The sequence below is a fragment of the Streptomyces sp. NPDC006265 genome (assembly GCF_040613555.1).
GTDB lineage: Bacteria > Actinomycetota > Actinomycetes > Streptomycetales > Streptomycetaceae > Streptomyces.
The window spans coordinates 1-11,485 of sequence record NZ_JBEXSH010000200.1; the positions used below are offsets into that span (position 1 = coordinate 1).

The 11,485-nt window shown below is 70.8% G+C and carries 8 protein-coding genes and 1 pseudogene; 5 read left to right on the forward strand and 4 right to left on the reverse strand.

What is annotated here, in order from left to right:
* Positions 1-35 precede the first annotated feature (35 nt).
* On the reverse strand, positions 36-863 hold the full coding sequence (locus tag ABZ281_RS18150) for an SAM-dependent methyltransferase (protein WP_356656610.1): 828 nt from the start codon (positions 861-863) through the stop codon (positions 36-38).
* Positions 864-1,096: 233 nt separating this feature from the next.
* On the opposite strand from ABZ281_RS18150, the pseudogene ABZ281_RS18155 reads away from it, so the two are divergent.
* Positions 1,097-3,491, forward strand: a pseudogene (locus tag ABZ281_RS18155) (nitrate reductase).
* Positions 3,488-3,979, forward strand: coding sequence for a hypothetical protein (locus ABZ281_RS18160; protein WP_356656612.1), 492 nt, complete (start codon positions 3,488-3,490; stop codon positions 3,977-3,979). Before ABZ281_RS18155 ends, ABZ281_RS18160 begins: the two are co-directional and overlap by 4 nt.
* A 24-nt stretch (positions 3,980-4,003) precedes the next feature.
* On the opposite strand, the gene ABZ281_RS18165 is transcribed toward ABZ281_RS18160, so the two are convergent.
* Positions 4,004-5,383 carry a GH1 family beta-glucosidase gene (locus ABZ281_RS18165; protein ID WP_356656614.1) on the reverse strand — a complete coding sequence of 460 codons (1,380 nt, stop codon included), beginning with the start codon at positions 5,381-5,383 and terminating at the stop codon, positions 4,004-4,006.
* Positions 5,384-5,572: 189 nt separating this feature from the next.
* Here ABZ281_RS18165 and ABZ281_RS18170 point away from each other — a divergent pair, with 189 nt between their 5' ends.
* Positions 5,573-7,255, forward strand: a complete 1,683-nt coding sequence (locus tag ABZ281_RS18170; protein WP_356656616.1) for a hypothetical protein — start codon at positions 5,573-5,575, stop codon at positions 7,253-7,255.
* Positions 7,256-7,328: 73 nt separating this feature from the next.
* On the opposite strand, the gene ABZ281_RS18175 is transcribed toward ABZ281_RS18170, so the two are convergent.
* Positions 7,329-7,661: a hypothetical protein gene (locus ABZ281_RS18175; RefSeq protein WP_356656618.1), complete on the reverse strand. Its 333-nt coding sequence runs from the start codon at positions 7,659-7,661 to the stop codon at positions 7,329-7,331.
* Complete coding sequence (locus tag ABZ281_RS18180; RefSeq protein ID WP_356656620.1) at positions 7,598-7,909, reverse strand: hypothetical protein; 312 nt, start codon at positions 7,907-7,909, stop codon at positions 7,598-7,600. Before ABZ281_RS18180 ends, ABZ281_RS18175 begins: the two co-directional genes overlap by 64 nt.
* Positions 7,910-8,046: 137 nt before the next feature.
* On the opposite strand from ABZ281_RS18180, the gene ABZ281_RS18185 reads away from it, so the two are divergent.
* The gene (locus ABZ281_RS18185; RefSeq protein WP_356656622.1) at positions 8,047-8,220 is read left to right on the forward strand and encodes a CsbD family protein; all 174 of its coding nucleotides are present in this window, start codon (positions 8,047-8,049) and stop codon (positions 8,218-8,220) included.
* Positions 8,221-8,669: 449 nt separating this feature from the next.
* The coding region (locus ABZ281_RS18190; protein WP_356656624.1) for a glycoside hydrolase at positions 8,670-11,485 on the forward strand (2,816 nt) is incomplete at its 3' end.

The window sequence follows — 11,485 nt, forward strand, 5'->3', positions numbered from 1 at the left end:
GGACGACGAGCGTCCCGCGCGAGGCATCGGTGTGGTCACTTCTTCAGCGGGATCCGGCCGACGCCGCCGAACTCGATCCATTCGTGGGTGAGCTGACGGGGCGCCACCTCGGTGTCCGGGCGCCAGGTGGACACCTCCACGAGCCCCGGGTCCAGGATCTCCAGGCCCTCGAAGTACATCTGCACGTCCTTCGGTTCGCGCACGCGGCCCCAGTTGCCCTGGGTGGCCTGGTCCATGAAGTTCGTGACGAAAGCGCGGACCTCCGGGTCCTCGCTGACCAGCTGGCACATCACCATGAAGCTGCCGGGCGCGAGCCGTTCCCGCACACGGCGGGCCACCGCCAGCGGTCCGTCCGTGTCGCTGTCCGGGATGCAGTGGAAGACCGAGTTGAAGAGCACGCAGACCGGCTCGGAGAAGTCGATCAGCCGCTTGGTGTCGGCGTGGCCGAAGATCTGGTCGGTCTCGCGCAGGTCCGCGTGGATGACCGTCGTCCGCTCGTCCTGCTCCAGCAGCGCACGGCCGTGGACCAGAACCATCGGGTCGTTGTCGACGTAGACCACGTGGGTCGTGGGGTCGATGCGCTGGGCGACCTGGTGCACGTTGTCCTGCGTCGGCAGGCCGGATCCGTGGTCCAGGTACTGGCGGATGCCGTACTCCTCGGAGAGGGTTTTCACGACCCGCTGAAGGAAGCGCCGGTTGTTCAGGGCCAGGCGGCGCGTGCTGGGCACGACCTTGTCGAGTTCCTCGCACGCGGCGCGGTCGGCCGCGTAGTTGTCCTTGCCGCCCAGGTAGTGGTCGTACATGCGCGCTGCCGTCGGCACGGTCGCGTCGATCTCGGTGGACAGCTGCTTCTCGGAGTGCATCGTTCCCCCTGCAAGGTGCCGCGCCAACGGACTGGCTGGACAGGAAGTACATCCTAGGGAGCGGGAGTTGGGCGGTGCCAGCCCACTGGCGAAGGTGCCCACGATCGAACGACAAGATGATTGCCGCACCCTGCCGGTTGTGTGCCAGTTGTGACCGTTCAGGTGCTTTGAGTCACCGGCGTCCGGATGGGTACCCGCAGACGGCAGTGTCGTCCTCTGTGGGAGGTGGGGCCGTGGACACCTCGGCCGACCGGATCGCGGACGTCTGGGGCTCACGCACGCCGTACGAGCCCGGTGCGCCCTGGCCGTCCCGGACCGACACCCACCTGGCGGCGGGGCTCGGCGAGCAGGACGTGGAGCGGTGGGGGTGCAGGCCGCCTCGCCGCTGCACTCCAACGCCGACGCGATGGACATCGCGGTGCGCGAGGGCCGCATCGTGGGCGTGCGGGGCCGGGCCTCGGACCGGGTCAACCGCGGGCGCCTCGGCCCCAAGGACCTCTACGGCTGGCAGGCCAACGCCTCCCCAAACCGGCTCACCAGGCCGCTGGTCCGCGAGGACGGCCGACTGGTCGAGTGCGACTGGGACACGGCCATGGACCGGATCACGTCCAGGACCAGGCACCTGCTGGACGACAAGGGGCCGGGCTCGATCGGCTTCCACACCACCGGCCAGCTGTTCGTGGAGGAGTACTACACCCTGGCCGTGCTCGCCCGCGCCGGCATCGGCACCCACCACCTGGACGGCAACACCCGGCTCTGCACGGCGACGGCCGCCGAGGCGCTGAAGGAGACCTTCGGCTGCGACGGTCAGCCCGGCTCCTACGAGGACATCGACCACGCCGACACCGTCGCCCTGTTCGGGCACAAAACATGGCGGAGACGCAGACGGCGCTGTGGATGCGCCTGCTGGACCGCCTGGCGGGCGACGACCCGCCCCGCCTGGTGTGCGTGGACCCACGCCACACCCAGGTCGCCAGGCGGGCCGACGTGCACCTGGCACCCCGCGCGGGCACGAACGTCGCGCTGCTGAACGCGCTGCTGCACGAGATCATCCGCACCGGAGGCGTCGACCGGTCCTACGTCGACGCGCACACCGTCGGCTCCGAGGAACTCGCGGCCATGGTCGAGGAGTGCACGCCCGGGTGGGCGGCCGGGGTCTGCGACGTGCCGGCCGCGCAGATCGAGCGCGCGGCCGAGATCCTCGGCGGCGCGCAGCGGCTGCTGTCCACCGTCCTCCAGGGCGTCTACCAGTCCCACCAGGCCACCGCGGCCGCCGTCCAGGTCAACAACCTGCACCTGATCCGCGGCATGCTGGGCCGCCCCGGCTGCGGTCCGCTCCAGATGAACGGCCAGCCCAACGCCGAGAACACCCGCGAGTGCGGCGCGGACGGAGACCTGCCGGGCTTCCGCAACTGGCAGAACGACGAGCACGTGGCCGACCTGGCCGCCGTGTGGAACGTGACACCGCAGACCATCCCGCACTACGCCCCGCCCACCCACGCGATACAGATCTTCCGGTACGCCGAGCAGGGCTCGATCCGGATGCTGTGGATCACCGGCACCAACCCGGCCGTGTCCCTTCCCGAGCTGTCCCGCATCCGGTCGATCCTCGCCCGGGAGCGCCTCTTCGTGATCGCCCAGGACCTGTTCCTCACCGAGACCGCGCAGCTCGCCGACGTGGTGCTGCCCGCCGCGACCTGGGGCGAGAAGACCGGCACGCTCACCAACGCCGACCGCACCGTGCACCTGTCGGAGAAGGCCGTGGAACCGCCCGGTGAGGCCCGCCCCGACCTGGACGTCTTCCTCGACTTCGCCGCCCGCATGGACTTCCGCGACCAGGACGAAGGGCCGCTGATCACCTGGCACGACCCCGAGTCGGCGTTCCCCGCCTGGCAGCGGTGCAGCGCCGGGTGCCCCTGCGACTGCACGGGCCTGAGCTACGACCGGCTGCGTGGCGGCAGTGGCATCCAGTGGCCCTGCACCGACGAGACCCCCGGCGGCACCGCGCGCCTCTACACCGACGGCATCGGTTTCGCCCACCCCGACACCTGAGAGAGCTACGGCAGGGACATGGTCACCGGGGCGGGCGTGGAGCCCGTCGAGTACCGGGCCCTCAACCCGGACGGCAGGGCGGTCATCAAGGCCGCGGAGTACCTGCCGCCCCATGAGGCCACCTCCGCCGACTACCCGCTCCAGCTGATCACCGGGCGCACGGTGTACCACTTCCACACCCGCACCAAGACCGCCCGCGCGCCCGAGCTGAACGCCGCGGCGCCGGAAGTCTGGGCGGAGATCTCGCCCGCCGAAGCCTCGGCCCAGGGGCTCGCCGAAGGCGACCTGGTGCAGGTCACGACCCCGCGCGGGGCGATCAGGGCCCGGCTGCGCACCACCGCGATCCGTGACGGCACGGTGTTCCTGCCCTTCCACTACGGCTACTGGGACACCCCGGCGGGCCACCGCCCGCCCGACGGCGGCCCGGGCCGCGCCGCCAACGAGACCACCGTCACCGACTGGGACCCGGTGTCCAAACAGCCTCTGTTCAAGTCCGGCGCGGCCCGCGTCACCCTCGTCACCCGCCGCGCGGACGACACCGCGGCACGGACCGAGACGGAGGGGAGCAGCTCATGACCGGAACGGGCATCACCCTGGGCCTCCTCCACGACGGCGAACGCGACCTGGAGCAGGACCTGTTGGCCGCCGCCGCACGGCACCGCGCCGACCATGAGTTCCACCACGTCGCCCTGGACGTCGCCCGCTGGTCCCGCGAACACGCCGTCCGTCTCGCCGACGTGGGGCGCGACCACGGCCTCGACCTGTCCGGCCCCCGCGACCGCCCGTCACCCGGGGCGCTCGCCGCGCTCCGGGAGAAGGCCTCGCAAGCCCTCGGCCGGCGTCCCGAGACCGGACTGCTCCTGCTGAACGATCTACGGGACCTGCACCTGGCGGCAGCACGGAACTCGCTCCACTGGGAGATGCTCGCCCAGGTGGCACAGGCCACCCGGGACGAGCGGCTCCCGGCGCTGGCCGGTGACTGCCACCCACAGACGCTCCGGCAGCTCCGCTGGACCAACACCATGATCAAGACCCTGGCCCCGCAGCTCCTGACCAGTATCTGACCGGGGCCGTCACCGCCGTCGCGGTCACCGTCGCTGCGCGGCTATCAGGGATCGGTACCAGTGGTAGCTGTCCTTGGGTGTCCGCTGCTGCGTGGCGTAGTCGACGCGGACGATCCCGAAGCGTTTGTCGTAGCCGAAGGCCCACTCGAAGTTGTCCAGGAGCGACCACACGTAGTAGCCGCGCACGTCCACCCCGGCGTCCATCGCGGCCCCCAGCGCAGTGAGATGATCGCGCAGGTAAGCGACCCGGTCACGGTCGTGGACGGCCCCGTCGGGACTCGTCTCGTCGTCCTCCGCGGAGCCGTTCTCGGTGATGTGGACGGGCGGCAGGGCGTCGCCGTACTGCTCCTTGAGCTCCACGAGCAGGTCGGTGAAGGTGTGGGGCGCGACGGCCCAGCCCATGGCGGTGCGCCGCACGTCGGGCATGGGCACCTCCTCGTACCGGTTGTCCGTCGCGAGGCGCCGCGCCGGGTCGCTCTCGCGGTGCGGGGCGTCGGCCACGACGATCGGCCGGTAGTAGTTGATGCCGAGGAAGTCGAGCGGCTGGGAGATCAGTTCCAGGTCGCCGTCCCGGCGGAAGCTCTGACCGGTGATCAACGTGCCCCAGGTGTCCTCCTCGGCGGCCGGGTAGCGGCCTCTGAGGATCGGCTCGGTCCACACGAGGTTGTGCAGGGTGTCGGCCCGGGTCACGGCCGCTGCGTCGGCGGGGGAGCGGGTGGAGGGGAGGTGGTGGTCGAGGTTGAGGGTGATGCCCGCCTCGCGGACTCCGGCCGCCCTCAGTGCCTGTAGGGCCAGGCCGTGCCCGACCAGCAGGTGGTGGGCGGCGGCCAGCGCGCCGTGGCCCTCGCGGGCGCCGGGGGCGTGCCGGCCGACGGAGTAGCCGAGGAAGGCACTGCACCACGGCTCGTTGAGGGTGATCCAGCGCGGCACCCGGTCGCCCAGTCGCTCCGCGACGACGGCCGCGTACGCGCCGAACCGCTCTGCGGTCTCCCGCACCCGCCAGCCGCCGCCGTCCTCCAAGGCCTGCGGAAGGTCCCAGTGGTAGAGCGTGGCGGCGGGCTCGATCCCCGCCGCCAGGAGCTCGTCGACCAACCGCGAGTAGAAGTCCAGCCCCTTGACGTTCACCGGGCCGGACCCGTCCGGCACGATCCGCGGCCAGGCGATCGAGAACCGGTAGGAGCCCACGCCCAGCTCGCGCAGCAGCGCCACGTCCTGCGGATACCGGTGGTAGTGGTCACAGGCGACATCACCGGTGTCCCCGTTCGCCACCAGGCCGGGGGTGTGGCTGTAGGTGTCCCAGATGGACGGCCCACGCCCGTCCTCCTGCACGGCACCCTCGATCTGGTAGGAGGCGGTCGCGGCCCCGAACACGAAGCCGGGCGGAAAACTCGGGAAGTCAGTCATGCCCTGAACCATGCCCGGTGGCGGTCATGGGTAGCCCGAGGTGATCGAGAGCAGCGCGCGGGAAGCTGCACCGGCGCCCTTGTCCGCCGCGCGGACCGCTAATCTGGAAATGTGAGAATTGATCGGAAGTCCAGGGAATGTCCGTAACCGCTACTCTCGCGGCTCCGGCCGCTTTCCCAGGAGAAACCCATGGGCGACTATTACGACCTCGGTACCCACAGCCGTCCCGTCACCACGTCCTCCCCCGAGGCTCAACTCTGGTTCGATCGCGGCCTGATGTGGACGTACGCCTTCCATCACGAGGAGGCGGTCGCCTGCTTCGCAAAGGCGGCCGAGGCCGATCCGGAGTGCGCGATGGCCTATTGGGGCATCGCCTACGCGCTCGGCCCGAACTACAACAAGCCCTGGGAATTCTTCGACGGCGAGGAACTGGTCCGAACAGTCGAACGCACGCACGGTGCGGTGGAACGGGCCCATGAGAAAGCCGCCCGCGCCAACCCGGTCGAGCAGGCCCTCATCGGCGCACTGCGGGCCCGCTATCCGCAGTCGCAGGCCGTCGAGGACTGCTCGGTGTGGAACGAGCCCTACGCCGACGCGATGCGCGTTGTCTACGAACTGGCGCCCGACGACCCGGACATCGCCACCCTCCACGCCGACGCCGCGATGAACCTCACCCCCTGGCAGCTGTGGGATCTCAAGACCGGGCAGCCGGCCGAGGGCGCCCGAACCACGGAGGCCAGGGCCGTGCTGGAAGGTGCCCTCGCCACCGAGGCCGGCGTGCGCCACCCAGGGATCCTGCACCTGTACCTCCATCTGATGGAGATGTCCCCGACACCGGAGCAGGCCCTCACCGTCGCCGACCGTCTGCGCCGCCTCGCGCCCGACGCCGGGCACCTGCTGCACATGCCCTCCCACCTCGACGTCCTGTGCGGCGACTACCGCCAGGTGGTCTCGGCCAACAGTGACGCGATCGCCGCCGACGAGAAGTACCACCGCCAGTCCGGCGCGATGAACTTCTACACCCTCTACCGGGCGCACAACCACCACTTCAAGATCTACGGCGCCATGTTCCTCGGCCAGTCGCAGGTCGCCCTCGACACCGCCGCCCAGCTCGAAGCCGCCATCCCCGACGACCTGCTCCGCGTCCAGAGCCCTCCGATGGCCGACTGGCTGGAGGCCTTCCTGGCCATGCGCGTCCACGTCCTGATCCGCTTCGGCCGCTGGGCCGAGATCCTCGAACTGCCCGCCCCCACCGACCCGGAGCTCTATGCGACGACCGTCGCCATGCGGCACTACGCCCGGGGCGTCGCCCTCTCCGCGACCGGCGAGGTCGACGGGGCGGAGGCCGAACGCGAACTGTTCCGCGCGGCGGTGGGCCGGGTGCCCGGGACGCGGATGCTGTTCAACAACACCTGCGAGGACATCCTCGCCATCGCCTCCGCCATGCTGGACGGCGAACTCGAATACCGCAGGGGCCGACACGACCTCGCCTTCGCCGCCCTGGAACGCTCCATCGAACTGGACGACAACCTGCCTTACGACGAGCCTTGGGGCTGGATGCAGCCCACCCGTCACGCCTATGGCGCGCTGCTGCTGGAACGGGGCCGTGTTGCGGAGGCGGAAGCCGTCTACCGTGCCGACCTCGGCCTCGACGACACCCTGCCCCGTCCGCTCCAGCACCCCGGCAATGTCTGGGCGCTGCACGGCTTCCACGAGTGTCTGCTCCGCACGGGCAAGACCGGCGAGGCGGCCCTCGTGGCCCACCAGCTCAAGCTCGCGAGCGCGCTGGCCGACGTACCGATCCATGCGTCCTGCTACTGCCGCCTGGACGCCACGCCCGGCCCGCAGGCGGCCGACGAGCGCTGCCACTGACCTCAGCGGCTCACAGCCGGTTCGGTCCCGCGCGCTCCAGCGCCCTGGTCATGGCCGGCCGGTCCCGCTGCCGTCAGCCGGGATCGGCGGTCATGGACATCAGCAGCTCCGGTGTCAGGCGCCGGTTCTCCGTATGGGTCGGCAGGCACTCCGCGTCCTGCGCCGAGGTCGCGCCGTGATCCTCGTCGGCGATCGTGCACAGCACGTCGGCGCGGTCGGTGAAGCGGCTCATACCGCAGTCGAGACCGTCGTCGTCCAGGGTGCCGGGGTGAGAGGCGCGGGCCCACGCTCCGTCCTCGTACCAGTAGACGCAGCCCAGTTCGTACCCGCTCGACAGGCCCTTCAGCTGCTCGAGGGGAGCCGGCCCGGGGCTCCGGCCAGCATGTCGACCGGCGGCTCGTGCCACTTGACCCCGCTCGACTCGTCCTCGCCGAAGAGCACGTACCGCCCCTCGCCCCGGGGTGTGAAGCCCCACCACGTGCAGCCGGAGTCGTCCAGATGGAGCCCCTCGCCGTCCACCCGGGTGCCCGTGCGATGGTGTCGCCCCTGCTCGCCCTCCGTAGCGGCCTCCAGTACGGCGATGAGCGCCCAGCATGCCCACAGCGCCTCGGCCGGCGGAAGGTCCCCGGGCACCCCCGGCCGGTTGATGGCCATGCCCCGTCCTCCGGGCTCGTCGCATTGATCATGATCGTTCTCACGGACCGGGTGACCGCGCGGCACGTTTGAGCTGCCCTTTCACGGTCACTCGTGGGGTGACCCCGTAGTCGGACACGACTTGGAGTGAACGAACCGTGGCTGGAGACCAGAAGGGCAAGGCCAAGGCCGAGCAGGCCAAGGGCAAGGCCAAGGAGACGATCGGACGTGCGGTGGGCAACGAGCGTCTGACGGCCGAGGGCCGGGCCGAGCAGTCGAAGGGCGACACCCGGCAGGCCAAGGAGAAGACCAAGGACGTCTTCAAGCACTGAGGTCACGTGGCGGTGCCGCGTCCCCGTGGCGGGGCGTGGCACCGCCCACACGGCAGTCGGCCGGTCGCAGGAGATCGGCCCCGCGTGCCGTGAGTACCATCCGGCCTCACGGTGACCGCCCAGTACATGGACATGCCGAGCGGGCAGCGCGCCCGCTGCACCGCCGGCACGGGTACCGCCTCGCTCGCAAGGGCCGCGACCCGTTGGTACGGCGGAATCAGCGACACCCACCAGCCTCCGCCGGATCGCGGCCGTCCCGATGACCCCACCGTCGTTCCACGCGGTGGGGTCTCAGCGCGTCGGCCCCTGGAACGTGCCGGCGATGCGCGCCCGCAGGCAGAGGGCCGGTTCCCAACTCGTCCCACCCCTTGACGTGTTGATTGCCGTCCTAAAACATTCGGGAAGCTCGATTGGTTCTGCGCGGTTCTGTTCGCTCCCGAAGGGAATCCATGTCCAGCAGACATCGCCTCGCCCGGATGGCACTGGCGATCACCGTCCCCCTGGCACTCGGCGCGGGTCTCGTGACCGTGCCTCCCGCCGCCGCTGCCGCCGACCCGCCCGCGAGTGCGGTGACGGTACGGATCGACCCGTCCTACCGGCAGCAGGAGTTCGAAGGGTGGGGGACCAGCCTCGTCTGGTTCGCCAACATCACCGGCCGCTACCCCGAACCCATCCGGCAGAAGCTCGCCCACATGCTGTTCGGCGAGGACGGGCTTCGCCTCAACATCGCGCGCTACAACATCGGCGGCGGCAACGCCCCCGACGTCCGCAAGGACTACATGAAGACCGGCGCGACGATGGACGGCTTCTGGAAGGCGCCCGCGGGCACCACCAGGGAGGACACCGACTGGTGGAACCCGGACGACCCCGGGCACTGGGACTGGTCCGCCGACGCCGGCCAGCGCTGGTGGGTGGACCGCGTCAAGAGCAAGGTGACCCGCTGGGAGGCGTTCAGCAATTCGCCGCCCTGGTTCCAGACCGTCAGCGGCTACGTCTCCGGCGGCTTCGACGCCAACACGGACCAGATACGGGCGGACCGCGTCGACGACTTCGCCACCTACCTGGTCAAGGTCACCGACCAGCTGGAGAAGAAGCACCGCATCACCTTCGACACCATCGCCCCGCTCAACGAGCCCAACACCAACTACTGGGGCACCCAGATCGGCCCCGACGGACAGCCCACCGGCGGCCGCCAGGAGGGCGCGCACGCCGGCCCCGAACTCCAGCAGAAGGTCGTCCTGGCCCTGCACCGCGCACTGAAGAAGGCACGGACCGGCGCCACGATCTCCGCGATGGACGAGACCAACCCCAGCACCTTCGTCCGCAACTGGAACGCCTACGACGCATCCGCCCGGGCCGCCGTCGACCAGCTCAACGTGCACACCTACGGCACCGGCATGCGCACCAGCGCCCGCGACAGCGCGAAGGCCGCGGACAAGCCGTTCTGGATGAGCGAGGTCGAGGGCACCTGGGGGACCGGCACCGACTTCACCGGCATGGAACCGGGGCTCGGCATCGCCACCCGGGTCGTCGAGGACATGCGTGAACTGGAGCCGTCCGCCTGGGTGTTGTGGCAGCCGATCGAGGACTCCATCCCCCAGGCGCAGGCCGGCAAGAACTGGGGCAGCATCCACATCCCGTTCAACTGCACGGCCAAGGACACCCTGAAGACCTGCCCGGTCAAGGCCAACACCAAGTTCGACACCCTGCGCAACTTCACCCACCACATCCGCCCCGGCGACCACTTCGTCAAGGCCGACGACCCCTCCAGCGTCGCCGCCCTGCGCAAGTCCGGCCGCGGTGCGACGGTGGTGCACGTCAACAACGGCACGACCCCGCGCGCGGTGACCCTGGACCTCTCGAAGTTCCGCCGGGTTGCCCCCGGTGCCACCGTGACCCCCATTGTGACCAGCGCCGACGGCGCACTCGTCCGCGGAACGCCCATCAGGGTCAAGGACGACTCGGCCACCGTGACCGTCCCGGCGAAGTCGGTCACCACTCTCCTCGTCGACGGCGTCTCCGGCACCGCGAAGGACGCCGCGCTCGTTCAGCCCGGCCACGCCTACCGCCTCCAGGGCGCCCAGAGCGGCAAGTCCCTGGCACGGTCCGCCGACGGCAACGGCGTCGTCGTCCGTACGCCCGACCCGGCCGCCGCATCCCAGCTGTGGAACGTGAAGCAGCTGACCCGCGGCAAGGGCAACCGCGAGCGCTACGCCCTCGTCAACGCCGCCGACGGCAGGCGCCTGGCTGTACGCGACAACGAGGCCGTACTCGAAGACGGGGACACACCGGCCGCACAGTGGATCATGTCCACCACCGGCGACGGCACCTGGACCTTCGTCAACACCGCGACGGGCCGCCTCCTCGACGTCGTCAACCAGTCGACCACGGACGGCGCCCGCGTGTCGGCCCACTTCCCGACCTCCAACGCGAACCAGCGCTGGGGCGTGACCGACGAGACGGTCCTGCGTACCCGACCCGCGGCGGCGTTCACCGTCCCCGGGCGCGCTCCCGAACTGCCCGGCACCGTGACGCCCGTCTTCCGCGACGGACCCCGGGGCGCGCTCCCGGTCGAGTGGACGCTGCCTTCCGAGTCACGCTGGCGTACACCCGGAACGGTTCGCGTGAAGGGACGGGCCACCGACGCCCTCGGCCGGACCGTCCCGGCCGAGGCGGTCGTCACCGTGGACACCATCGCCTCGACCCTGCCGGCCCGCGCCAAGACCTACACCGGCGGACGGCCGGACCTGCCCGCCACGGTCACCGGCGTGGGACGGCACGGCGGGACGGCCGACCTCCCGGTCACCTGGGGCCCCGCACCCGAGGGCGCGTTCGACGACACCGGCGTGGTGATCCTGCGCGGCACGGCCCGGGTACCCGGCGGAGCAGCGGCCGCGGCGACCGTACGCGTCCAGGTCACCGCGCCGAAGGAGACCAACTCGGCACGCGACGAGGGCGTCGCGGTCGGCGCGACCTCGACCGAGAGCGGCTACTCCGTCGAGGGCCTGCGCAACGGCACCACGTCCGAGAAGGCCTGGTCGAACTGGAAGTCCGGCACGAAGAACCCGTCCGACACCATCACCTTCACGCTGCCGGAGGCACGCGATCTGACCCGGGTCGTGACCCACTTCCACCGCGACGGCACCAACGTCAGCTTCGCGGAGTCCCTCAAGGTGCAGGTGCGGGGCGCCGACGGCACCTGGTCCCACGCGAGCGACCAGGTCGCCCTCGGCACCGAGGGGACGCCCCGGGCCGACGTCCCGGT

Coding starts and splice junctions, on each gene's coding strand:
- ABZ281_RS18150 (WP_356656610.1), bottom strand. CDS start 863: ATGCACTCCGAGAAGCAGCTGTCCACCGAGATCGACGCGACCGTGCCG.
- ABZ281_RS18160 (WP_356656612.1), top strand. CDS start 3,488: ATGACCGGAACGGGCATCACCCTGGGCCTCCTCCACGACGGCGAACGC.
- ABZ281_RS18165 (WP_356656614.1), bottom strand. CDS start 5,383: ATGACTGACTTCCCGAGTTTTCCGCCCGGCTTCGTGTTCGGGGCCGCG.
- ABZ281_RS18170 (WP_356656616.1), top strand. CDS start 5,573: ATGGGCGACTATTACGACCTCGGTACCCACAGCCGTCCCGTCACCACG.
- ABZ281_RS18180 (WP_356656620.1), bottom strand. CDS start 7,909: ATGGCCATCAACCGGCCGGGGGTGCCCGGGGACCTTCCGCCGGCCGAG.